The organism is Streptomyces sp. NPDC002181, assembly GCF_042890485.1.
In the GTDB taxonomy this organism is placed as follows: Bacteria; Actinomycetota; Actinomycetes; order Streptomycetales; family Streptomycetaceae; genus Streptomyces.
The window spans coordinates 753,008-775,158 of record NZ_JBIASC010000001.1 but is presented as its reverse complement, the minus strand read 5'-3'; the positions used below and the strand labels follow the sequence as shown (position 1 = coordinate 775,158).

Sequence of the window (22,151 nt, the reverse complement as noted above, 5' to 3'; positions counted from 1 at the left end):
GGCGCGCAGTAATGTGGCGGACTCGGGGGAGGGACCGCAATTCGCACGGGGGCATTGCACGGAGGGGCTGGAAGATCGTGAAGCTGCGCGACCTGGTGTACAGGCTCTACGCACGCCGGGTGGAAGGCCGCCTCGACCATGACGCGTCGCCCAAGCACATCGGCGTGATCCTGGACGGGAACAGGCGCTGGGCGAAGGCGTCCGGAGGCACGACGGAGCAGGGCCACCAGGCGGGGGCCGACAAGATCTCCGAGATGCTGGGCTGGTGCACCGAGACGGACGTCGAGGTCGTCACCCTGTGGATGCTGTCCACGGACAACCTGGACCGGCCGGAGGTCGAGCTCCGCCCGCTGCTCAACATCATCGAGAACACCGTCCGGGGCCTGGCCTCGGACGGCCGCTGGCGCGTCCACCACGTGGGCAACCTCGACATCCTCCCCGCGCAGACCCAGTCCGTGCTCAAGGAGGCCGAGCAGGCCACCCACGACGTGGACGGGATACTGGTCAACGTCGCCGTCGGCTACGGCGGCCGCCAGGAGATCGCCGACGCGGTCCGCTCGCTGCTGCTGGAGCACGCGGAGAAGGGCACCTCCTTCGAGGAGCTCGCCGAGATCCTCGACATCGACCACATCGCCGAGCACCTCTACACGCGCGGCCAGCCCGACCCGGACCTCGTGATCCGCACCAGCGGTGAGCAGCGGCTGTCCGGATTCATGCTGTGGCAGAGCGCCCACTCCGAGTACTACTTCTGCGAAGTGTTCTGGCCCGCCTTCCGCAAGGTCGACTTCCTCCGGGCCCTGCGCGATTACGCCGCCCGCCACCGGCGCTACGGAGCCTGACGGCCGGGCGGGCTGACGCCCCCTCGGCCCCGGCCGCCCCTTCCGCCCCTGCCGCAGGGCCTTCACCTGGGATTCACCGAGCGTCCGTCATATGCCATGGCATGGCCGGGCCTGATCGGGGAATATCCCTTTCAGGTCGATGCCCGATCCACGGGTGTCGAGTCTCAGCGGGCGACATGGGGTCGTCCGCCCGGGAGGCCCTTTGCACCAGGACGCACGTGCGGTTCGCACGGACGGAGTGGGAGGGCCGGAAATCGGCCCCGCAGGGGTGCCGATGACCGGTCCGGTCTTCATGGCCCGACCTCTTCCGAGGGGGTACGTCCTTCCGTGGTGACCAGCACAAAGCGCCGCCTGCCCGACAGGCGGACCTACGTCCTCGACACCAGCGTCCTGCTGGCAGACCCCAACGCGATCTCGCGCTTCGACGAGCACGAGGTCGTGCTCCCGATCGTGGTGATCACCGAGCTGGAGGCAAAGAGGCACCATCCCGAACTCGGCTACTTCGCCCGTCAGGCCCTTCGCCTGCTCGACGACTTCCGGGTTCGCTACGGTCGCCTCGACGCCCCCATCCCGTTGGGCGATCTCGGCGGCACCCTCCGTGTCGAGCTCAACCACTCCGACCCCGGCGTCCTGCCGGCCGGCTTCCGGCTGGGGGACAACGACTCGCGGATCCTCGCGGTCGCCCGCAACCTCCAGGCCGAGGGCTACGACGTCACGGTCGTCTCGAAGGATCTCCCGCTGCGCATCAAGGCCTCCTCCGTGGGGCTGCTCGCCGAGGAGTACCGGGCGGAACTCGCGATCACCGATGCCGGCTGGACCGGCATGAGCGAGCTCGCGCTGTCCGGGGAGCAGATCGACCTGCTCTACTCCGAGGAGCGGCTGTACGTACCGGAGGCCGCCGAACTGCCCGTGCACACCGGACTGGTCCTCCAGTCCGAGCGGGGCAAGGCCCTGGGCCGGGTCACTCCGGACGGCAACGTGAGGCTCGTACGGGGCGACCGCGAGGCCTTCGGACTGCACGGCCGCAGCGCCGAGCAGCGCATCGCCCTGGACCTCCTGCTCGACCCGGAGATCGGCATCCTCTCCATGGGCGGCCGGGCCGGCACCGGAAAGTCGGCGCTGGCGCTGTGCGCGGGCCTGGAGGCGGTACTGGAGCGCAGGCAGCACCAGAAGGTGATGGTCTTCCGGCCGCTGTACGCGGTGGGCGGCCAGGACCTCGGCTACCTGCCCGGCGACGCCGGCGAGAAGATGAGCCCCTGGGCGCAGGCGGTCTTCGACACCCTCTCGGCGGTTGCCGGGCGCGAGGTCATCGAGGAGGTGCTGAACCGCGGGATGCTGGAGGTCCTGCCGCTCACGCACATCCGCGGGCGCTCGCTGCACGACGCCTTCGTGATCGTGGACGAGGCGCAGTCGCTGGAGCGCAATGTCCTTCTGACCGTTCTGTCCCGGATCGGTGCGAATTCGCGGGTCGTTCTGACCCATGATGTCGCCCAGCGGGACAACCTGCGGGTCGGCCGGTACGACGGAGTGGTCGCCGTCGTTGAGAAGCTGAAGGGGCATCCGCTCTTCGCGCACATCACGCTCAACCGCTCCGAGCGTTCCCCGATCGCCGCTCTGGTGACCGAGATGCTCGAATCGCTGTAGCCGCACACGGGGGCAAAAACCCCATAGCGGGAAAGCGAGTTGGCGCCGCCCGGCAAAGGCCCGAGAGCCTAGCCGGGCGGCGTCGTGCTGCACAGCCCTTTGAAGAAACCAACGGCAACATGCCAGGTGTGACCTTTCACACGCAACGGAGAATTGCCTTGCGGTGTGGGGGTCCGGCAGAGTCTGTTTTCCGTCAGGCCCCGCATACGGCACACCTGCATCTCCCGTTGCTACGACGGGAGGTGCGCGCAGCACCACAACTCCAGAGTCGTTCGCCGTATGTCGCCCGAGTCATCACGCGGCAGCACCCGCAAGGGAGTTGTCCACGGGCCCGCGCCTCCAGTGATCACAGCTCCACGGAGGCCAGTGTCGAGGGGCACTATTGCGCCCGCCCGGTCACTGCGGACGCTGCTGGAAGGACACCGTGTGAGCCGGATCTCGGTCCGGGGATTCGCAGTGGCTTCGGCCACCGCAGTCACCACCGTTGGCGCAGTCGTGGGCGTTGCCACTGGCGACCCCGCCTCGAACGATCTCGAGACCACCGCGTCCGGGGCGACCCTCCTCACCGACATTCCGGTCGGCGAGCAGGCGCAGGTCCAGAGCGCGTCCCTGACGCAGCAGGCCGACGCCATCGCCCAGGGCGCGGACACCGACGCCAAGCGTGTCGCCGAGGAAGCCGCCCGCATCCAGGCCGCCGAGGACGCCAAGTCCAAGAAGGCCGAGGCGCAGAAGGCCGCCGACGAGAAGGCGAAGAAGGACCGCGAGGAGAAGGAGCAGATCGCCTCCCGCTCCGCGGCGCGCAGCGCCGGCGACTTCGCCGTCCAGAGCTCCTACACGGTCGCCCAGGTCAAGGAGATCGCCCGGCAGATCGTCCCGGCCGGTCAGTTCCAGTGCTTCTCGAACATCATCAACGAGGAGTCCACCTGGAACTACAAGGCCGTGAACTCGTCCTCGGGCGCGTACGGTCTGGTCCAGGCGCTCCCCGGCTCGAAGATGTCCTCGGTCGCCGACGACTGGCGCACCAACCCGGCCACCCAGATCCAGTGGGGCCTCAACTACATGAACGAGCGCTACCACAGCCCTTGTGCCGCCTGGAGCTTCCACCAGTCCAACGGCTGGTACTAGAGCCCGCCTCCGCTCAACCTCGAAGAGCCCCGCACCGTCCTACGGTGCGGGGCTCCTCGCGTGTACGGTCTTTCGAGGTGCGTACACGGGCGGGGGAAGGGAAAGACATGGCGAAGAGGGCAGGCTGGCTCGGCCGGCTCGGGAACAGGCTCAACCGCGTGGAGGCACGGCTCCAGGCGCGGCGGGCCGAGGTCGAGGCGGAGAGCATCGGCGCGGTCCCGGCCAAGGCTTCCGGCGCTGCCCGTTCGGGCGAGGGCGCGGGCGCGGGCTCCGGCGCGGTGACGCCGGCGGATCCGGCGTCCGAGACGCACGCCGAGCACCCCGGCCACCCGGGCCACCCCGGCCACCCGGGCCACACCCCGCACCCGCCGGTGCTGCGCGGGCGTCCCGATCCGGTGAGCGTCGTCCCGTGGGGCATGAGGGTCGCCGCCGAGGTCAGCTGGCGGCTCCTGCTGCTCGCGGGGATGCTCTGGGTCGTCATGAAGGTGATCAGCGAAGTCCGCCTGGTCGTCCTGGCCTTCGCCGCCGCCCTGCTCGTCACCGCGCTGCTCCAGCCCTTCGTGGTCCGGCTGCGCCGCCTCGGCCTGCCGCGCGGACTCGCCACGGCCGTCACCGCGATCCTCGGGTTCGTGGTCATCGGGCTGGTCGGCTGGTTCGTGGTCTGGCAGGTCATGGAGAACCTCGACGACCTCTCCAACCGGGTCCGCGAGGGGATCAACGAGCTCAAGACCTGGGCGCTGGACAGTCCGTTCCACGTGACCGAGAAGCAGATCAACGACATCGCGAAGAACCTCAGCGAGACGATCGGCACCAACACCGAGCAGATCACCTCCGCCGGTCTCCAGGGCGTGACGGTGCTCGTCGAGGTGCTCACCGGCATCCTGCTCGCGATGTTCTCGACGCTCTTCCTGCTCTACGACGGCAAGCGCATCTGGACCTGGGTCCTCGGCCTGGTCCCCGCCACCGCCCGCCCCGGCGTCGCGGGCGCCGGTCCGCGCGCCTGGCGCACGCTGACGGCTTACGTGCGCGGCACCGTGCTCGTCGCGCTGATCGACGCCATCTTCATCGGCCTCGGCCTCTACTTCCTCAAGGTGCCGATGGCGGTGCCGCTGGCCGTCTTCATCTTCCTGTTCGCGTTCATCCCGCTCGTCGGCGCGGTGGTCTCCGGCGCCCTCGCGGTGGTCGTCGCCCTGGTGACCCAGGGGCCGTGGACCGCGCTGATGACGCTGGCCGTCGTGCTGGCCGTGCAGCAGATCGAGGGGCACGTGCTCCAGCCGTTCATCCTGGGCCGGGCGGTACGGGTGCACCCGCTCGCGGTGGTGCTGTCCGTGGCCGCGGGCGGCATGGTCGCGGGCATCGGCGGGGCGGTGGTCGCGGTCCCGCTGGTCGCCGTCACCAACACGGTCGTGGTCTACCTGAGGGCCTACTCCCGGGACCAGCTCCTGCACGGCGCCGCCGCCATCGGCCCGGGTCCGCACGGCTCGACGGCGGTCGAGCAGGCCGCCCGGGAGGCCGGACGTGATCAGCGAGCCTGAGCTCGACGGGGAGCGGGAGAGCGGCCGGCCGGCCACGGCCGCCGAGGAGCCCGTCACCCCGCGCGAGCGCCCGCGGGGGCCGCGCAGGGGCTGGTTATGGGCCCTCGGCGGGGCCGTACTGGCCTCGGCCGTCTGGGCCGGCGCCCTGGTGGTGCAGGATCGTTTCACCGCCGCACCGCGCATCTCCTACCGGCATGCCGAGGACTTGTGCGCGGTGAAGCTGACCGCCGTGTCCGCGGCCACGGCGCAGCTCACGGAGCCCTTCGCGGCTCACGGTGAGCACCCCGCGCTCGACTGGGCGTACTGCCGGCACGGCGCGCCGTACGAAGAAGACCGCCTGGTGTACGTGGCCGAGGTGTCGGTCCAGCTGCACAGGAGGACCGATCCCGGCATCGAGTTCGGCACGGACCCCGTCGGCCTCGAGAGTTTCGGGGGCATGGCCAGTTCGGGCGGCGAGGTGGACCAGGTCCCCGGGCTCGGCGAGCGGGCGCTGCTCACCCGGCGGGTCGGCGGCTCACGGCTCCAAGTACTGGACGGGGGCGCCGTCTTCAGCCTCACCGTCCAGTGGTACGGCGGGCAGAACGTCCCGGACCCGGACGACGACGCCGTCCACGCGGCGATGATCGAGGACATGCGCGCCCTGATGACGAGCCTGCACAAGTGAACGACAGGGCCCCCGCCGCCGGGAACGGCAGCGGGGGCCCTGGAGCTCGTACGGCGGTCCGTACCGTGCCCGCGAAGGGGGTACTACTCGGCGGCGAGGGCGGCCTCGGAGTCGAGGGTGACCGCGACGGCCTGGATCACCGAGGCGACCTTGAAGGCCTCCTGGATGGTCTCGCGGTCGACGCCGGCCTTGCGCAGGACCTGCTCGTGCGAGTCCAGGCACTGGCCGCAGCCGTTGATCGCGGAGACGGCGAGCGACCACAGCTCGAAGTCGATCTTCTCCACGCCCGGGTTGCCGATGACGTTCATCCGCAGACCGGCCCGCAGCGTGCCGTACTCCGGGTCGGAGAGCAGGTGGCGGGTGCGGTAGAAGACGTTGTTCATCGCCATGATCGCGGCGGCGGACTTGGCGGCGGTGTACGCCTCCGGCGACAGGGCCGCCTTCGCCTCCGGCTCCAGCTCACGCAGGACGCGAGGGGAGCGGGCCGCGATCGCGCAGGACAGGACGGTGCCCCACAGCTGCTGCTGCGAGAGCTTGTCCTGGTTGCCGATGACCGAGCCGAGGTTCAGCTTCAGGTCCTTGGCGAAGTCCGGTATGGCGGACTTCAGGGAGTCGAGGGACATCCGTCACTCACCGGCCAGCAGCGCGCCGGCGTCCAGGGTGCCCTCGCCCTTGTTCCAGTTGCAGGGGCACAGCTCGTCGGTCTGCAGGGCGTCGAGGACCCGCAGGACCTCCTTGGGGTTACGGCCCACGGAACCGGCGGTCACCATCGTGAACTGGATCTCGTTGTTCTGGTCGACGATGAACACGGCGCGCTGCGCGAAGCCGTCCTCGCCCTGCACGCCACAGGCCTGCATGAGCTCGTGCTTGGAGTCGGCCAGCATCGGGAAGGGCAGGTCACGCAGGTCGGCGTGGTCCTTGCGCCAGGCGTGGTGGACGAACTCGGAGTCGCCGGAGACGCCGAGGATCTGGGCGTCGCGGTCCTGGAACTCCTCGTTCAGCTTGCCGAAGGCGGCGATCTCGGTCGGGCAGACGAAGGTGAAGTCCTTCGGCCAGAAGAACACCACGCGCCACTTGCCCTCGTAGGTCTTGTGGTCGATCTGGGCGAACTCGCTGCCGGCTTCGAGCGAGACGCAAGCGGTCAGATCGTAGGTGGGGAACTTGTCACCGACAGTGAGCACGTGCTCTCCTTGCGAGATGGGAAAGTAGTCCCTTTTGGGGCTTTCCCTGAGGGGTTGGACGTGTCTCACATGCTGGCACAAGCAGCATTGATCGCGGAAATCACCAGCAGTGGTCGCGGTGATCAGGCTTCCCTATCAATGCCCCGGTAGAGACAGAATGCGACGGAGAGCGATCGGTTCCGCCACAGCTTTCAGCAGAACCGTGCCGACGCCTTCGCGGCGCCCACGTGGTATCCGCGGAGCCATTCGGCTCCGGACGGGACGTTCTTGGGCGGGGTGCTCTCGCAGGTCGCCTTCGCCCGGTCGTAGCCGAACTTGTAGCCCTTGTCGTACTGGGACATGCCCTTCTTGCCGCCCGTCGTGCCGCCGCAGAACCTCTTGGCGGCCAGGGCGGCGCCCTTGTCGTAGCCCTCCTGCCAGTTCGGATCGACCTGGTTCAGGGTCCGCGGCTGCTGGGCGCCGCAGCTGTCCTTGATCGTCTGGAACCCCTTCCGGAAGCCCGCGTCGTACTGGGCCTTCGCGTCCTTGCCCGTGTCCGTGCCAGTGCCCGTGCCCGAACCGTCCTTCACGGGGTCCGCCCCTCCCGTGCAGGCGACGCCCCCGACCGTGTAGTGGCCCGCGGTCAGTTCGACGATCCGGACCCTGCCGTCATCGGTCACCTGGTAGGACGGGTCGCTGTAGCCGTTGTCGCCCTTCACCGCGACCGAGGTGTTCGCGGGGAACCCCTCGCCGAAGACCGACCATTTGTTGGCCTTCGGGGTGTAGGCGCTCTCGGAGGCCTTGCACGTGCCGGCCGCGGGCGCAGCCGCGGGCCGGGCCGAGGCCATCGGACCGAGGACCAGCGGTGAGGCCGCCAGCGGGGCCAGAAGGGCGATCCGAAGGAACTTGTTCCGCATGTCTGCCTCCCGGGCGAAGGCCATGGCCGGGCCTCTCCTGCCCTACCTCCACTCTCACGCACCCCGGGGCGCCCCGCAGCGCACGGCCCCTCCGGGGCAAAGCCCCCCGGGGCTAGTGTGGAGGCGGGTGATCGGAGGTACCTGTCAGTGGCCGTCGGCAACAGGGGAGCGAAGCAGGCGACGCTCGCGCAGCTGCGCGCGTTCGCCGCGGTCGCCGAGCACCTGCACTTCCGGGACGCCGCCGCGGCGATCGGCATGAGCCAGCCCGCGCTCTCGGGCGCCGTCTCCGCGCTGGAGGAGGCCCTCGGCGTCCAGCTGCTGGAGCGCACCACCCGCAAGGTGCTGCTCTCCCCGGCGGGAGAGCGGATCGCGGCCCGGGCCAAGGCGGTCCTCGACGCCATGGGCGGGCTGCTGGAGGAGGCCGAGGCCGTACGGGCCCCCTTCACCGGGATCCTGCGGCTCGGGGTGATCCCCACGGTGGCCCCGTACCTGCTGCCGACCGTGCTCGGGCTGTTCCACCGCCGCTACCCCCGGATGGACCTCCAGGTGCACGAGGAGCAGACCTCCTCGCTGCTGGACGGGCTCGCCGGCGGGCGCCTCGACCTGCTGCTGCTCGCGGTGCCGCTCGGCGTCCCGGGCGTCACCGAACTTCCGGTCTTCGACGAGGACTTCGTCCTCCTCGCCCCCAGGGAACACCCGCTCGCCGGGCGTCGCGACATCCCGCGCGAGGAACTGCGGGGCCTGCGGCTGCTGCTGCTCGACGAGGGCCACTGCCTGCGCGACCAGGCCCTGGACATCTGCCGCGAGGCCGGCCGGCCCGAGGGGGCGGCCGTCACCACGACCGCCGCCGGGCTGTCCACCCTCGTACAACTGGTCGCGGGCGGGCTGGGCGTGACCCTGCTGCCCCGCACCGCGCTGCGGCTGGAGACCGCCCGCAACGAGTACCTGGCCACCGGGTACTTCGCCGAGCCCGCGCCCTCGCGGAGGATCGCGCTGGCCATGCGGACGGGAACGGCCCGGCAGGAGGAGTTCAGGGCCATCGCGGGCGCCCTGCGCGAAGCCGTACGCCCGCTCCCGGTGTGGCCGGCCGAGTAGGGCGGCCCCGCCGGGGCGGGCGTACGCGTACGGACCCGCGCGCTCTCGGGGCTACTCCGTGCGCAGCCCGTCCGGGCGCATCAGCCGCAGCAGCGGCGGCAGGCTGAGCAGGGTCACCACGACGGCCACCCCCGCGCCCACGCCGATCATCGAGAGGACCGAGCCCCAGTCCACGCGCACCGGCACGACGGCCATCCGCATCAGCACGGTGCCCAGGGTCAGCCCGATCACGGTGGCGAGGCCCAGGCCCAGGCCGATCGGGATGGCGGTCTGCCACAGCACCGACAGGCTGAGCGTGGAGCGCTTCGTACCGAAGGCGACCAGGGCGGCCAGCACCTTCCTGCGGTCCCGCAACTGCTCCAGCTGGGAGACCAGCAGACTCGCGCCGATCAGCACCAGCACGCAGGCGGCGCCGGCGAACAGGCCGGTCCGGACGGAGGCGAAGCGGTCGTCGACGGAGGTCGGCTGCAGGGTCATGGGAACGGCCAGCGGGTCGGCCTTGTACGACGCGGTCCGCACTCGCTCGATCGCGTCCGGCACCTTCGGGTCGACCTTGACGTAGATCTGCGAGAACTGGAAGTCGCCGATGCCCTGGGGGGCGGCCGCGGGGGTGACGAGCAGACCGCTGCGCAGCCTGCCGTCCGGGTCCTTGCGCGGGGCCACCGTCGGTGCGTCCGACGGCACGGTCCACGGGACGGGCGGCGGGCCGTCGTTGCCGCGGACGTTCCCGGCGAACAGCCTGTCGCCCGCCTTGGCGGCGCCGTCCGCGAGCCGGTCGGGGTCCGTGGAGCCGGGCAGGACGAACACGTCGCCGTCCCGGCAGCCGGGCAGGGCGCCCAGTTCGGCGAGGGCGGCGCAGCTTCCGATGGTGATCTCGACCCCCCGGCCCTTGCCCGCCGGGGTCGGCGCGGCCGAGGTGGAGCGCAGCGGAAGGACCTGGGTGACTCCGCCGGCGGCGGCGATCCCGCCCGCGAGGGCCTCGGTCCGCGCGGGGTCGTTGCCGCGGGTCAGGATCGAGACCGAGGCCCGCGCCGGATCCTGGCCGGTCAGCCTGGTGTACGAGGCCGAGGTGGCGGCGAAGAGCATCTGCAGGGCTATCGCGCCGGCCACGGCCACGGCGATGCCGTTGACCAGGCGCGCGCCCGTGCCGCCGGCCACCTGGAGCCGCCGGACGGCCAGCTGCCAGGAGACGGGTCCGGCGCTGCCGAGCCGGCCGACGGATCGTTCCAGCACCCAGGGCAGCAGGGTGGTGACGCCGATCAGCAGCAGGACCACGCCGGCGGAGACCTGGTACGTGTTGAACCGGCCGCTGTCCTTGCCGCGGCCGATCATCGGCACGAGCAGGCCGACACCGGCGAGCGGGAGCAGCAGGCGCCACCAGATGCGGCGCCGGCGCGGGGTGGCCGTACGGACCACGCCGAGCGGTTCGATGACCACGCCGCGCAGGGCGAACAGGGTCACGGCGACGGCCGCGGCCGGCACGGCCACGGCGACGAGGGCGGCCGGCCAGGGGGCCGGGCTCAGGTCGGAGGGGAAGACGCTGCGCTGGTACAGGGTGATGGCCGGGGCGAGCTGCCGGGCGATCAGGAAGAAGCCCGTGCCGAGGACCAGGCCGACCAGGGATCCGGCGAACGCCTCGCCCGCCGCGATCCGGCGGACCGTGCGGGCGTCGGCGCCGACCAGCCGCAGGGCGGCCAGCCGGCGGTCGCGGCGGTCGCCGCCGAAGCGGACGGCGGCCGCGATGAACACGGCGACCGGCATCAGCAGGGCGACGAAGACCAGCACCACGAGGAGCGCGAGGACGGGGTCGAGGGGCGGCTTGTCCCACTCGTCGCCGAACTCGGTGACGCGGTGGACGTACGGGCCGGTCTCGGGGTCGGCGGCCCACTGGGCGAGCCGGTCACTGCCCTCGTAGAAGTACAGGTCGCCGGGGCCGACCAGGCCCGCGTCGCCGATGACCGAGACGATCCGCCCGTCGAGGCGTTCGCGCAGGAGCTTGCCCTCGGAAGTCTTCATCAGCTCGTCGAGGGCGGGGGAGACGGCCAGTTCACCCGGCCCGGGGTACCTCTTCAGGCCGGGCGGCAGCGGGGCGGAGGCGCCCTCGGGCTGCACGAGCAGCCCGTCGACCCCGTACGAGCGGTACGTCTGGTCGGCGTCGGCGGTGAGCACGGTGGCGGGGCCGGGCCGGCCGGCATCGCGGGAGCTGTCCACCATGCGCGCCAGGCCGCGCTCCTCGCGGGCGGCGAGGGCGCTCGGCACCGCGCTGGTGATCAGCAGCAGCGCGACGCCGAGGCCGACGCCCAGGCCCGTGAGGAGGGTGCGGGTCCAGCCCTCGCGGCCGCCGCCGAAGGCGAAGCGCGCGCCGAGGCCGAGGTCGCGGGCCCAGACCCGCAGGATGCCCTGGCCACTCATATGGCGCGCTCCATGTCGCGGGACCTGCCGTCGCGCACGACGATCTCGCGGTCGGAGTAGGCGGCCACGCGGGTCTCGTGCGTGACGAGGACGACGGCGGCGTTCGCGGACCGGGCGGCCTCGGTCAGCAGCTGCATGACGAGCTCGCCGTTGAGGGAGTCGAGGGCGCCGGTCGGCTCGTCCGCGAAGAGGACCCGCGGGCCGGTGACGAGGGCGCGGGCGACGGCGACGCGCTGGCCCTGGCCGCCGGAGACCTCGCCGGGGCGCTTGCGGCCGAGCTCGGCGACCTCCAGGCGGGCCATCCACTCCAGGGCGGTGCGCTCGGCCTGCTTGCGCTTCACACCGGTCAGCCGCAGGGGCAGCGCGACGTTCTCCACGCAGGTCAGTTCGGGGACGAGCTGGCCGAACTGGAACACGAAGCCGAACTCGCCGCGGCGCAGGGCGCTGCGCTCGGCGTCGTTCATGGCGGACAGCTCGCGCCCTGCGTACGTGACGGTGCCGGAGTCGGGCGGGACGATCCCCGCGAGGCAGTGCAGGAGCGTCGACTTGCCGGATCCGGAGGGGCCCATGACGGCGACGACCTCGCCGGGGTGGATGGAGAAGTCCGCGCCGTCGAGCGCGGCGGTGGAGCCGTACGTCTTGCGCAGGCCGGTGGCGCAGAGCAGGGTGCCGGCCGGGGGCGTCGTACTCATCGGCCCACCTCCCGGGCGAGCTGGTCGAGGCGGGCGGCGGTCAGTTCCAGCCACCGCAGGTCGGCTTCGAGGTGGAACAGGGCGTGGTCGCAGACCAGCTGGTCGGCGAGGTCGCCCTTGCGCTTGCGCTGGGTCAGGATGCGCATGAGCCGCAGGTGTTCGGCCCGCTGGGTGTCCAGCAGGTCCGCGGCGCCGCGGCCGGTGAGCAGGGCGAGGACGACCTTGGTGTAGAGGGTCGACTGGAGGTACGGCTCGGGCTTCTCGGGCTGGGCGAGCCAGCTGTCGACGTCGGTGATGCCGGCGTCGGTGATGGCGTAGCGCTTGCGGTCGGGACCGCCGCCGCTCTCTATCCCCTCGACCTCGACGAGGCCGTTCTTCAGGAGGCGGGACATGGTCGAGTAGACCTGCCCGTAGGCGAGCGGCTTGTCGTGGCCGAACTTTTCGTCGAAGGCGCGCTTGAGGTCGTAACCGTGGCGCGGACCGGCCTCAAGGAGGCCCAGGAGCGTGTGACCGATGGACATGCCGAGGACTATACATCGAGTGTATACGTTCGATGTATACCCGAGGTGTAGAGGTGACTTTCGGCCTGCCGTGGCGGCCATTCGTAGGGACTTTCGCCCCGAGCGCGACGGTTCGGAGCCGGGCCCGGGGGCGGCTGGCACTTTGAGCACGAACGGCGAAGGGCCGGCCGACGGCCCCGTTCCCGGAAGGCTCCCGGAAGCTCCCGAAAGGCGCGCCATGCACGCACCCCCCACCGACGTCACCGCGCTCCCGCCCCAGCAGTCGGGCTCGCCCGCACGGACGGCCGGGCGGCCGTCCGCCGATTCCCCCGGGCAGGGCGCGGGCCCCGCCTGGTGGATGTGGGCCATGGCCTCGGGGCTGTTCCTCGTCTACATGCTGCTGTCGCTGCGCACCCACGAGCGGCTGCTGTCGCACAGCTTCGACCTGGCGATCTTCGAGCAGGCCGTCCGCTCGTACGCCGAGGGCCACCTGCCCGTATCCGAGGTGAAGGGGCCGGACTTCCCCGTCCTCGGGGACCACTTCTCACCCGTACTCGCCCTGCTGGCACCCCTGTACTGGCTGTGGCCGTCGGCGCGGACCCTGCTGGTGGCGCAGGCGGGGCTGGTCGCCGTCAGCGTCCTGCCGCTGGCCCAGTGGGCGCGCCGGTCGCTCGGCTCCACCGCCGCCGTGGTGCTCGGGCTCTGCTACGGGCTCTCCTGGGGCATCGCGAACGGGGTCGGGTTCGACTTCCACGAGTGGGCCTTCGCCGTCCCGCTCCTCGCGTGCGCGCTGGCCGCGCTCGGCGAGGGGCGGCTGCGCGCCGCCGCCTGCTGGGCGCTGCCGCTGGTGCTGGTCAAGGAGGACATGGGGCTCACGGTGGCGGTGATCGGTCTGCTCATCGCGTGGCGCGGCGGCGGGGAGGGCGGCCTGCGCGGCAACTGGCGCGGCAACTGGCGCGGGCGCCGGCTCGGGATCGCGGTCGCCGCGGCCGGCCTGGTGTGGACGCTGCTGGCGGTGCTGGTCGTGCTGCCGGCGCTCAGCCCGAGCGGCTCGTACTTCTACGCCTCGTTCCTGGGCGGCTCCGGCGGCGGGGCGGGCGGCGGCCCGGGCTCCGGCTTCGGGGAGGTGCTGCGCAAGGCAACGATCGGACTCGTCACCCCCGAGACCAAGGTGACGACGCTGGTGCTGGTGCTGGCGCCGACCCTGTTCCTCGCGCTGCGCTCACCGCTGGTCCTGGTCGCCGTGCCCACGCTGGTGTGGCGGGGCGTCTCGGACTACACGGCCCACTGGGGGACCGGCTACCACTACTCGCTCACCCTGATGCCGATCGTCTTCGCCGCCTTCGCCGACGCCCTGGGGCGGCGCGGTACCACGGGCGCCGGCCTGCGCCGCTACCTGGCGGGGGCGGCCGGGGTCTGCGCGCTGCTGCTGCCGGTGTACTCCCTGGCGCAGTTGGCGTACCCGGAGACCTGGCGGGCCGATCCGCGGATCGCGGCGGCGCACCGGGTGATGGGCCGGATCCCGGACGGGGCCACGGTGCAGGCCTCGGACGGGCTGGTGCCGCACCTCGCCGACCGCACGAGCGTCAGCCTCTACGGCTGGCCGGCCAGCCGCCCGGAGCCGCAGTGGATCGTGGTGGACACGCAGGTGCCGCAGCAGCGGCGCTGGCCGCTGTCCGCGATCGACGAGTCCCTCGCCCTCGCCGGGGCCAAGGCGAACGGGTACCGGCTGGTGGCCCAGGAGGACGGGTTCGTCCTCCTGGGCCGCTCCTGAAACGCATCGTCTAGGGGGTGTCGCGGGGGCGGCCGCGGGGCGGGATCGGTGCCGCCCCGCCCGGGAGGCGGCCGGCCTCGGCCAGGGCCCGCCGCAGCAGGAACTCGATCTGCGCGTTGGCGCTGCGCAGTTCCTCGCCCGCCCAGCGCGCGAGGGCGTCGTACACCTGCGGATCGAGCCGCAGCAGCACCTGCTTGCGCGCCTGCCGGCCGGCCCGCGCGGCCGGCCGCTCCCGGCCCTCGCCCGCCTGCGGGTCCTCGGGCTCGCCGGCGGGGCTCACTGGTAGAGCGTGCCCGTGTTGACGACCGGCTGGGCGGCCCGGTCGCCGCACAGGACCACCATCAGGTTCGACACCATGGCGGCCTTGCGCTCCGGGTCCAGGTCCACGATGTCCTGCTCCGCCAGCCGGGTCAGGGCCAGTTCGACCATGCCCACCGCCCCTTCCACGATCTGCTTGCGGGCCGCCACGACCGCGCCGGCCTGCTGGCGCTGGAGCATCGCGGAGGCGATCTCGGGAGCGTACGCGAGATGCGTGAACCGGGACTCTATGATCCGCACACCGGCCGCCTCCACCCGGGCGTGCAGTTCGAGGGCCAGCTTCTCGGTGATCTCCTCGGCGTTGCCGCGCAGCGAGAGCCCGCCCTCTTCGTGGGCGTCGTACGGGTACTCGATCGCGATGTGCCGCACCGCCGCCTCGGTCTGGGTCTCGACGAACTGCGTGAAGTCCTCCACCTCGAACGTCGCCCGCGCGGTGTCCTCGACCCGCCACACCACGACGGCCGCGAGCTCGATCGGGTTGCCGTAGGCGTCGTTGACCTTCAGGACGGCCGTCTCGTGGTTGCGGACCCGGGTGGAGATCTTCTCGCGCGAGGTCAGCGGGTTGACCCAGCGCAGGCCGTCCGTGCGGATCGTCCCCCGGTACCGGCCGAAGAGCTGGACCACCCGGGCCTCGCCCGGAGCCACCATGTTCAGCCCGCCCATCGCGATGGCCGAGGCGGGGATGAGGAGGACGCCGAGCACGATCAGGGCCACGTGCGCCGCCGAGGCGTCCGAGGCCGCGCCCAGGGCGATCAGTCCGGCACCGGCCAGCACCCCCAACAGCCCCAGGAGCAGGGCCAGTCCACCTCCCACGCTGCGTGCCGTGAACTCCCGTACGTCTCCTGTCACAGCAGCCGTCTTTGTCATCATCTGCCCCCATTCGCGTGGTCGCGGCCCGTCGAACCGCTTAGCAAAGTGATATCACTTTTTGGCGCCGCCGCAACCCTACGGGCTTGGTGCGCGTCGGTTCCCTTGGGTGTGGGTGCTGATTCTCACGTCCGAATTGACCGGTATTGGCCTCGGTTGGCCAACCTTTGTCACAACCTGCGGTGTTAGCTTTCTGAGCTGACGTCGGGGGGGTAATCGAGCGGAGCGGGAGCGATGGGCCGAGCAGAAGCGCGTAAGGCGCAGCAGCGCAGTGCGCGACGGGCGCCGCGCGGGCGCGCCACCGGGAAGGGGCGCGCCGGGAAGCGGACCGGCATACGCCGCTTCTTCACATGGAAGAAGATCCTCGGGGCCTTCTTCGGGATCATCCTGCTCGGCATGGGCGCACTCGTCGCCCTCTACTTCTACGTGGACGAGCCCGACCCGAACGCCGACGCCCTGACGCAGAGCAACGTCTACAAGTACTCCGACGGCTCGATCATGGCGCGCGACGGCAAGATGAACCGCGAGATCGTGCCGATCAGCCGGGTGCCCAAGGAAGTCCAGACCGGCTTCATCGCGATCGAGAACAAGACCTTCTACAAGGACCAGGGCGTCGACTTCATCGGCATCGCCCGCGGCCTGTTCAACACGGCCACCGGCAAGGGCAAGGCCGGCGGTTCGACGATCACCCAGCAGTACGTCAAGAACTTCTACCTGAACCAGGACCAGACGGCGACCCGCAAGCTCAAGGAGCTGGTGATCTCGCTCAAGGTCGACCAGCGCATGGAGAAGGACGACATCCTCGCCGGGTACCTGAACACCAGCTACTTCGGTCGCGGCGCGTACGGCATCCAGGCGGCCGCCCAGGCCTACTACGGCGTCGACGTCGACAAGCTGACCCTGGAGCAGGGCGCGTACCTCGCCGCCGTCCTCCAGGCGCCCAGCGACTACGACCTGGCGACCGCGGGCCCGAACGGCACGCGCCTGGTCAAGATCCGCTTCAACGGCGTGCTCGACAACATGGTCGAGATGAAGGCGCTCGACCCGGAGAAGCGCAAGCAGCTCCAGCTCCCGATGCCGATCAAGCCCAAGGCCGCCCCCGGCATGGAGGGCCAGAAGGGCTACCTGAAGCAGGCCGCGGACGCGGAACTGCGCAGGCAGACCGGCATGACCAGCCAGGAGCTCCAGGCCGGCGGCTGGGAGATCACCCTCAACATCGACCCCAAGAAGCAGGCCGCGCTGGAGAAGGCCGTCCAGGACGAGCTGGAGGACAAGCTCAACCGCAAGGACCGGCCCGTCGACGCGAGCGTGCAGGCCGGCGCCACCTCCGTGGACCCGAAGACCGGCGCGGTCGTCGCGATGTACGGCGGCACCGGGCTCTCCGACCACTGGGCGAGCAACGCGCTGCGCCAGGACTTCCAGCCGGGCTCGACCTTCAAGCCGGTCGTGCTCGCCTCCGCGCTGGAGAACAAGTCCACGACGCACGACGGCAAGCCGATCACGCCGAACGCGCTCTACGACGGCACCAGCAAGCGCCCGGTCGTCGGCAGCGACACCCCGTTCGCCCCGCAGAACCAGGACAACGCGAACTACGGCGACCCGTTCCTCACCGTCCAGGCCGCCACCAACTCCTCGGTGAACTCGGTGTACGCCCAGATGATCGTGGACGTGGGCCCGCCGAAGGTGAAGAAGACGGCGCTGCAGCTCGGCATGAAGGACCGCGACGGCTGGCCGGCCGACAAGCCGGCCATGTCGCTCGGCACCATGAGCGCCAACACCCTGGAGATGGCCGGGGTCTACGCCTCCTTCGACAACCACGGCAAGAAGGTCACCCCGACCGTCATCAAGAGCGCCAAGCACGCCGGCCGCGCGTTCAACCCCGTCGAGTCCGTCGGCGGCCAGGCCGTCACCCGCGAGACCGCCGACACGGTGACCAAGGTGCTCACCGGCGTCGTCCAGGACGGTTCCGGCAAGGCCGTCAGGAGCTCCGCCTACGAGGCCGCCGGCAAGACCGGTACCACCGAGTCCAACGTGGCCGCCTGGTTCACCGCGTACACGCCGGAGCTCGTCACCGTCGTCGCGATGTTCGGCGAGGAGCCCGGAACGGCCAAGCAGGTCACCCTGACCGGTACCGCCGGCGGTGGCCGAGCGGGTGGTTCCAGCTTCCCGGCCGAGATCTGGAAGGCGTACACGCTGGCCGCGCTCAAGGGCGTGGACACCGGTGAGTTCGACCTCTCCGAGGCGAAGATGGGCGCCTCGCAGGCGCCGAGCCGCAGCAGCTCCCCGTCCTCGTCGAGCTCCTCCTCCGCCAACACGCCGTCGGCGCCGGTCTCGCCGTCGCAGAACAGCCCGGACCCCGGCAAGAGCTCGCCGAACCCGACCAAGAGCACGACGAAGAGCCCGGACCCGACCAAGAGCCCGGACCCGACGAAGAGCCCGGACCCGACCAAGAGCCCGCCGATCACGATCCCGTAGCGCGCTCCCACGGACCCGGACACGCACCGCCGCCCCGCAGCATCCACGCTGCGGGGCGGCGGTGTCTCCCGCGCCCGGGCCGGCGCGCCGGCTCCTCGGCGTCAGCCCCGGAGCGCCGCGGCGACCCGGTCGCCGAGCGCCTTGTCCACGTTGCGCCAGTACTGCACCGCGCGCTCCAGCACCGGGGCGCTCACCCCGTCCTCCAGGTGCCCGGCGATGTTCGAGACGAGGCGCTCGCGGGCCGCGTCGTCCAGCACCTGCCGGACCATCGTGCCCGCCTGCCCCCAGTCGTCGTCCTCGCGGCGCAGCGAGTACGCCTCGCGCACCATCTCGCCCGCCGCCGTCGCCCAGCCGGCCGGTTCACCGAAGCGCCCGGTGTCGGCCGCCGGGCCGCCGTACGAGTTCGGCGCGTACGGGCGGGCCGCCGCCGAGGCCTCGAACCGCATCGCGCCGTCCTTCGCGTACGAGGCGACCTGCGAGCGGGGCCGGTTCGGCGGCAGCTGTGCGTAGTTCGTCCCGATCCGGTAGCGGTGCGTGTCCGGGTACGAGAACAGCCGGCCCAGCAGCATCTTGTCCGGCGAGGGGCCGATGCCCGGCACGAGGCTGGAGGGCTCGAACGCGGCCTGCTCGATGTGGATGAAGTAGTCCTCGGGGTTGCGGTCCAGGGTCATCCGGCCGACCTCGATCAGGGGGTGGTCGCCGTGCGGCCAGACCTTGGTCAGGTCGAAGGGGTTGAACCGGTAGTCCGCGGCGTCCTCGAAGGGCATGACCTGGACGTACATCGTCCAGCTCGGCGACTCGCCGCCCGCGATCGACTCGTACAGGTCGCGGCGGTGGAGGTCCGGGTCCTCGCCCGCGATCCGGTCGGCGTCGGCCTGGGTGAGGAACTCGATGCCCTGGTCGGTCTTCATGTGGTACTTGACCCAGAACTTCTCGCCGCCGCCGTTGACCCACAGGTAGGTGTGCGAGCCGTAGCCGTTCATGTGCCGGTACGAGCGCGGGATGCCCCGGTCGCCCATCAGCCACGTCACCATGTGCGCCGACTCGGGGGACAGGGTCCAGAAGTCCCACTGCATGTCGTGGTCGCGCAGCCCGTTGTCGGGCCGGCGCTTCTGCGAGCGGATGAAGTCCTGGAACTTGCTCGCGTCGCGCACGAAGAAGACCGGCGTGTTGTTGCCGACCAGATCGTAATTGCCCTGCTCCGTGTAGAACTTCAGGGCGAATCCGCGCGGGTCCCGCCAGGTGTCGGGGGAGCCCTGCTCGCCCGCGACCGTGGAGAAACGGGCCAGCATCCCGGTCCGCCGGCCCGGCTGGAACAGGTCCGCCTTGGTGAACTGGCTGACGTCGTTGGTGACCTGGAAGACGCCGTACGCTCCCGAGCCCTTGGCGTGCACCACCCGCTCGGGGACCCGTTCCCGGTTGAACTGGGCCATCTTCTCGACCAGGTAGTGGTCCTGGAGCAGGACCGGGCCGTCGGGGCCGAGGGTGAGCGAGTGCTCGTCGCTCTCCACCGGGATCCCGGCGTGGTCCGTCGTGTACGGGTTCTTCTGCGCGTCCTGGGTCACGAGGGTCCTCCCGCGGGCTCGACGAATCCCCCCTGGCTCTCCTCGCGCGCCTACCCAGTCAACGCCGATCATGCGCCCCCGGCAACGCGAGCTCGAACCAGACCACCTTTCCGCTGCTCAGCCGGGTCGCACCCCAGCGGCGGGCCATCCGGTTGACGAGGAACAGCCCGCGGCCGCCCTCGTCGGTCTCCCGCGCCCGGCGCTGGCGCGGCAGCTGCGGGGAGTCGTCGCCGACCTCGCAGCGCAGCACGTCCGTCCGCAGCAGGCGCAGGGTCACGGGCCGCTCGGCGTACCGCACGGCGTTCGTGACCACCTCGCTGACCAGCAGCTCCAGCGAGTCCTGGAGCTCCTCCAGACCCCACCGGGTCAGGGCGCGGCGGGCGAACCGGCGGGCCCGCCCCGGAGCGGTCTCCTCCGGGTCCAGGAACCAGTACGCGACGTCACTGGGCGCGATCCCGTCGAAACGGGCCGCGAGCAGCGCGATGTCGTCGTCCCGGTCGCCCGGGCCGAGCATGTCGAGGACGTCGTCGCAGAGCGCCTCCAGCGGCGGCGGATGGTCCAGGCCGGTCAGCTGGGCGGTGGTGGCCAGGCGCTCGCGCAGCTGCTCGATGCCGGTCCACACGTCGCGCAGCCGGGACTCCACCAGGCCGTCCGTGTACAGCAGCAGGGTGGCCCCGGCGGGCGCGTCCAGCTCCACGGCCTCGAAGTCCACGCCGCCGACGCCGATGGGGGCGCCGGGGGGTACGCGGAGCACCTCGGCGCGACCGCCCAGGTGCAGGAGCACGGGCGGCGGGTGGCCGGCGTTGGCGATGGTGATCCGGTGCGAGACCGGGTCGTAGACCGCGTACAGGCAGGTGGCCATCCGGTCGGAGCCGAGGCGCTGCGCCTGCTCGTCCAGGTGGTGCAGGACCTCGGCGGGCGGCAGGTCCAGCTGTGCCAGGGTCTGGGCGGTGGTGCGGAGCTGGCCCATGATCGCGGCGGAGGTCATGGAGTGGCCCATGACGTCGCCGACGACGAGCGCGACGCGGCTGCCCGGCAGCGGTATCGCGTCGTACCAGTCGCCGCCGACCCGGGCCGTCTCGGCGGCGGGCAGGTAGCGGGAGGCGAGCCGGACCCCGGTGGGCTGGGGGAGGCTGTCGGGCAGCATCGTGCGCTGGAGCTCGTCGGCGATGTACGCCTCGCGGCCGTACAGGACCGCCTTGTCGATGCCGAGCGCGGTGTGCGTGGCCAGCTGGGCGGCGACCAGGAGGTCGTTCTGCTCGAAGGCGGGCCGCTCCGGGCTGCGCAGGAACACCGCCGAGCCGATGACGCGGCGGCGGCCGCGCAGCGGCGCGAGGATGGCCCGCTGGCCGCGCGGTACGGGGTGCTCCGAGCCGAGCAGCTCCGGCAGCGCGTCCTTGGCCCCGGCGGCGGACCCGAAGACGGGCCGTACGCCGCGCAGGACCTCGGCGAGGGCCCCGCCGGGGCGGATCTCGCAGAGCTCCGCCGCGGGCAGGTCGCCCTGCGGGCCGACCAGCGGCAGCTGGCTGAAATCGAGCTCGCCCGCGGCCCCCGCGGCCGCGGCGCCCTCGGCTCCCGTCAGGTCGTCGATCGGCCGGAGCCGGTCGGTGCGGCGCAGCCTTAAAACGACCGGTCCGACGGGGCGCTCGTCGCCGACCGGCAGGGGGTCGCGCAGGTAGACGAGGATGGCGTCCGAGAAGGTGGGCACGGTGGCCCGGCACAGGCCGAGGACGATCTCGTCGAGGTCGATGCCGCGGGCGATCCGCCGGGTCGCGGCGCCGACGAACCGCAGCCGGTCGCCTTCGCGCCGGGCCACCCCGCCGTCGGGCCCGGGCCCGGCCGCGGCGGCCGCGCCGTCGACGCCACCGGCGCCCTGGATTCCGTACGCCGCCGCGGCGTCCGCACCGTCCTGGCCGCCGTACGCCGGCCCGGCGTCCGCGCCGGGGCGCCCCGTGGACGCGGCCGCGGCCACGGCTTCGGCCGGGGTCTCGCGGGGGCGGGAGGCGCCCGGTATCGCCGCCGGGAGGCCCTCGGACCCGCCGCGGGCCCCGCGGGCCCGTCCGGCGGACCCGTCGGCCGGGTCCTCGCCGTGGGCGGCCGCCGCGTGCGCGGCGGCCCGCGCGGCCTCCCCGTCGCGGCCGCGGCGGCCGGCCGAGCCCTGGGCCGCCGTACCGCGTGCGCGGCCGCGTGCCGGGCGGGGCGTGCCGTCCTGGGGGGTCGCGGGTACGCCCTCGCCGCGTGGGCGCGGGACGTCCGAGCGGACCGGGTCGTCGCCGGGCGCGGCCGAGCCGCGTACGGCCTCGGCCGCGGGGACGGGGGCCTTGCCGTGGCCCGGCTCGTCCGCACGGCCGCCGGAAGGTGCAGGCATGCCGGGGCCGCCCGGCGCCGGTGTCGCGGCGGCCGCGGCAGGCTGCGGGCCCTCCTGCGAGGTGGGGTACTCCGTCACGCGTGGAATTCCGTCCGTTTGCGCTCGATGTGCGCTGCACTCAACTCGGTCAGTCGCGGTATACCCGCTCAGCGGCGGGGACACCACCGCCCCGCGGTTCCGCGTCCCGCTCGTTACCTCTCG

General features: G+C 72.0%; 18 protein-coding genes. 8 read left to right on the top strand and 10 right to left on the bottom strand.

The genetic code is table 11. The features are described 5' to 3' along the window. The first annotated feature begins 77 nt into the window (after positions 1–77). From ACFYXV_RS03505 to ACFYXV_RS03485, 5 genes are all read left to right on the top strand, one after another. Positions 78–839, top strand: a complete 762-nt coding sequence (locus ACFYXV_RS03505; RefSeq protein ID WP_099889713.1) for an isoprenyl transferase — start codon at positions 78–80, stop codon at positions 837–839. Between the two features lie 327 nt (positions 840–1,166). Further along, the gene (locus tag ACFYXV_RS03500) at positions 1,167–2,483 is read left to right on the top strand and encodes a PhoH family protein (protein WP_385465456.1); all 1,317 of its coding nucleotides are present in this window, start codon (positions 1,167–1,169) and stop codon (positions 2,481–2,483) included. 408 nt (positions 2,484–2,891) lie between these two features. After that, positions 2,892–3,608 (top strand): transglycosylase SLT domain-containing protein, encoded by a 717-nt coding sequence (locus ACFYXV_RS03495; protein ID WP_383341260.1) that lies wholly within the window; start codon positions 2,892–2,894, stop codon positions 3,606–3,608. A gap of 107 nt (positions 3,609–3,715) precedes the next feature. Beyond that, positions 3,716–5,143 (top strand): AI-2E family transporter, encoded by a 1,428-nt coding sequence (locus tag ACFYXV_RS03490; protein WP_389381913.1) that lies wholly within the window; start codon positions 3,716–3,718, stop codon positions 5,141–5,143. Next, complete coding sequence (locus ACFYXV_RS03485; protein ID WP_389381912.1) at positions 5,127–5,807, top strand: hypothetical protein; 681 nt, start codon at positions 5,127–5,129, stop codon at positions 5,805–5,807. The genes ACFYXV_RS03490 and ACFYXV_RS03485 overlap by 17 nt, the downstream gene beginning before the upstream one ends. Positions 5,808–5,890: 83 nt before the next feature. On the opposite strand, the gene ACFYXV_RS03480 is transcribed toward ACFYXV_RS03485, so the two are convergent. The 3 genes from ACFYXV_RS03480 to ACFYXV_RS03470 all read right to left on the bottom strand — a co-directional run bounded on the left by ACFYXV_RS03480 (position 5,891) and on the right by ACFYXV_RS03470 (position 7,884). Continuing rightward, positions 5,891–6,430 carry an alkyl hydroperoxide reductase gene (locus ACFYXV_RS03480; RefSeq protein WP_383340823.1) on the bottom strand — a complete coding sequence of 180 codons (540 nt, stop codon included), beginning with the start codon at positions 6,428–6,430 and terminating at the stop codon, positions 5,891–5,893. A 3-nt stretch (positions 6,431–6,433) separates the two neighbouring features. Next, positions 6,434–6,988 carry a peroxiredoxin gene (locus tag ACFYXV_RS03475; protein WP_030159560.1) on the bottom strand — a complete coding sequence of 185 codons (555 nt, stop codon included), beginning with the start codon at positions 6,986–6,988 and terminating at the stop codon, positions 6,434–6,436. A 191-nt stretch (positions 6,989–7,179) separates the two neighbouring features. Further along, positions 7,180–7,884: a hypothetical protein gene (locus ACFYXV_RS03470; RefSeq protein ID WP_389381911.1), complete on the bottom strand. Its 705-nt coding sequence runs from the start codon at positions 7,882–7,884 to the stop codon at positions 7,180–7,182. Between the two features lie 147 nt (positions 7,885–8,031). On the opposite strand from ACFYXV_RS03470, the gene ACFYXV_RS03465 reads away from it, so the two are divergent. Next, complete coding sequence (locus ACFYXV_RS03465) at positions 8,032–8,979, top strand: hydrogen peroxide-inducible genes activator (protein WP_385465468.1); 948 nt, start codon at positions 8,032–8,034, stop codon at positions 8,977–8,979. A gap of 51 nt (positions 8,980–9,030) precedes the next feature. Here ACFYXV_RS03465 and ACFYXV_RS03460 read toward each other — a convergent pair whose 3' ends face one another. Genes ACFYXV_RS03460 through ACFYXV_RS03450 form a run of 3 tightly spaced genes read right to left on the bottom strand, consistent with a single transcriptional unit; the run spans position 9,031 to position 12,604 of the window. After that, positions 9,031–11,391 carry an FtsX-like permease family protein gene (locus ACFYXV_RS03460; RefSeq protein ID WP_385465471.1) on the bottom strand — a complete coding sequence of 787 codons (2,361 nt, stop codon included), beginning with the start codon at positions 11,389–11,391 and terminating at the stop codon, positions 9,031–9,033. Beyond that, positions 11,388–12,083: an ABC transporter ATP-binding protein gene (locus tag ACFYXV_RS03455; RefSeq protein WP_385465474.1), complete on the bottom strand. Its 696-nt coding sequence runs from the start codon at positions 12,081–12,083 to the stop codon at positions 11,388–11,390. Before ACFYXV_RS03455 ends, ACFYXV_RS03460 begins: the two co-directional genes overlap by 4 nt. Further along, positions 12,080–12,604 (bottom strand): PadR family transcriptional regulator, encoded by a 525-nt coding sequence (locus ACFYXV_RS03450; protein ID WP_385465477.1) that lies wholly within the window; start codon positions 12,602–12,604, stop codon positions 12,080–12,082. The genes ACFYXV_RS03455 and ACFYXV_RS03450 overlap by 4 nt, the downstream gene beginning before the upstream one ends. Before the next feature lie 217 nt (positions 12,605–12,821). On the opposite strand from ACFYXV_RS03450, the gene ACFYXV_RS03445 reads away from it, so the two are divergent. Next, positions 12,822–14,357, top strand: a complete 1,536-nt coding sequence (locus ACFYXV_RS03445) for a DUF2079 domain-containing protein (protein WP_385465480.1) — start codon at positions 12,822–12,824, stop codon at positions 14,355–14,357. A 10-nt stretch (positions 14,358–14,367) separates the two neighbouring features. Here the strand turns inward: ACFYXV_RS03445 and ACFYXV_RS03440 are convergent, their stop codons facing one another. Together ACFYXV_RS03440 and ACFYXV_RS03435 are read right to left on the bottom strand one after the other, a co-directional pair. Next, positions 14,368–14,637, bottom strand: a complete 270-nt coding sequence (locus ACFYXV_RS03440) for a hypothetical protein (RefSeq protein ID WP_385465483.1) — start codon at positions 14,635–14,637, stop codon at positions 14,368–14,370. Beyond that, entirely contained in the window at positions 14,634–15,545 is a 912-nt protein-coding gene (locus ACFYXV_RS03435) for an SPFH domain-containing protein (RefSeq protein WP_385465486.1), read from the bottom strand. Before ACFYXV_RS03435 ends, ACFYXV_RS03440 begins: the two co-directional genes overlap by 4 nt. Before the next feature lie 231 nt (positions 15,546–15,776). Between ACFYXV_RS03435 and ACFYXV_RS03430 the strand changes: the two genes are divergently transcribed. Then, on the top strand, positions 15,777–18,017 hold the full coding sequence (locus tag ACFYXV_RS03430) for a transglycosylase domain-containing protein (protein WP_385465489.1): 2,241 nt from the start codon (positions 15,777–15,779) through the stop codon (positions 18,015–18,017). A gap of 101 nt (positions 18,018–18,118) precedes the next feature. Here the strand turns inward: ACFYXV_RS03430 and ACFYXV_RS03425 are convergent, their stop codons facing one another. Next, entirely contained in the window at positions 18,119–19,582 is a 1,464-nt protein-coding gene (locus tag ACFYXV_RS03425) for a catalase (RefSeq protein WP_389381910.1), read from the bottom strand. 58 nt (positions 19,583–19,640) lie between these two features. Next, entirely contained in the window at positions 19,641–22,028 is a 2,388-nt protein-coding gene (locus ACFYXV_RS03420) for a SpoIIE family protein phosphatase (protein WP_389381909.1), read from the bottom strand. Positions 22,029–22,151: the final 123 nt, after the last annotated feature.

What these genes read in the sequence shown, in the direction of transcription:
- ACFYXV_RS03490 (WP_389381913.1), top strand. Translation starts at nt 3,716, where the DNA reads ATGGCGAAGAGGGCAGGCTGGCTCGGCCGGCTCGGGAACAGGCTCAAC.
- ACFYXV_RS03480 (WP_383340823.1), bottom strand. Translation starts at nt 6,430, where the DNA reads ATGTCCCTCGACTCCCTGAAGTCCGCCATACCGGACTTCGCCAAGGAC.
- ACFYXV_RS03470 (WP_389381911.1), bottom strand. Translation starts at nt 7,884, where the DNA reads ATGCGGAACAAGTTCCTTCGGATCGCCCTTCTGGCCCCGCTGGCGGCC.
- ACFYXV_RS03460 (WP_385465471.1), bottom strand. Translation starts at nt 11,391, where the DNA reads ATGAGTGGCCAGGGCATCCTGCGGGTCTGGGCCCGCGACCTCGGCCTC.
- ACFYXV_RS03455 (WP_385465474.1), bottom strand. Translation starts at nt 12,083, where the DNA reads ATGAGTACGACGCCCCCGGCCGGCACCCTGCTCTGCGCCACCGGCCTG.
- ACFYXV_RS03450 (WP_385465477.1), bottom strand. Translation starts at nt 12,604, where the DNA reads ATGTCCATCGGTCACACGCTCCTGGGCCTCCTTGAGGCCGGTCCGCGC.
- ACFYXV_RS03445 (WP_385465480.1), top strand. Translation starts at nt 12,822, where the DNA reads ATGCACGCACCCCCCACCGACGTCACCGCGCTCCCGCCCCAGCAGTCG.
- ACFYXV_RS03435 (WP_385465486.1), bottom strand. Translation starts at nt 15,545, where the DNA reads ATGATGACAAAGACGGCTGCTGTGACAGGAGACGTACGGGAGTTCACG.
- ACFYXV_RS03430 (WP_385465489.1), top strand. Translation starts at nt 15,777, where the DNA reads ATGGGCCGAGCAGAAGCGCGTAAGGCGCAGCAGCGCAGTGCGCGACGG.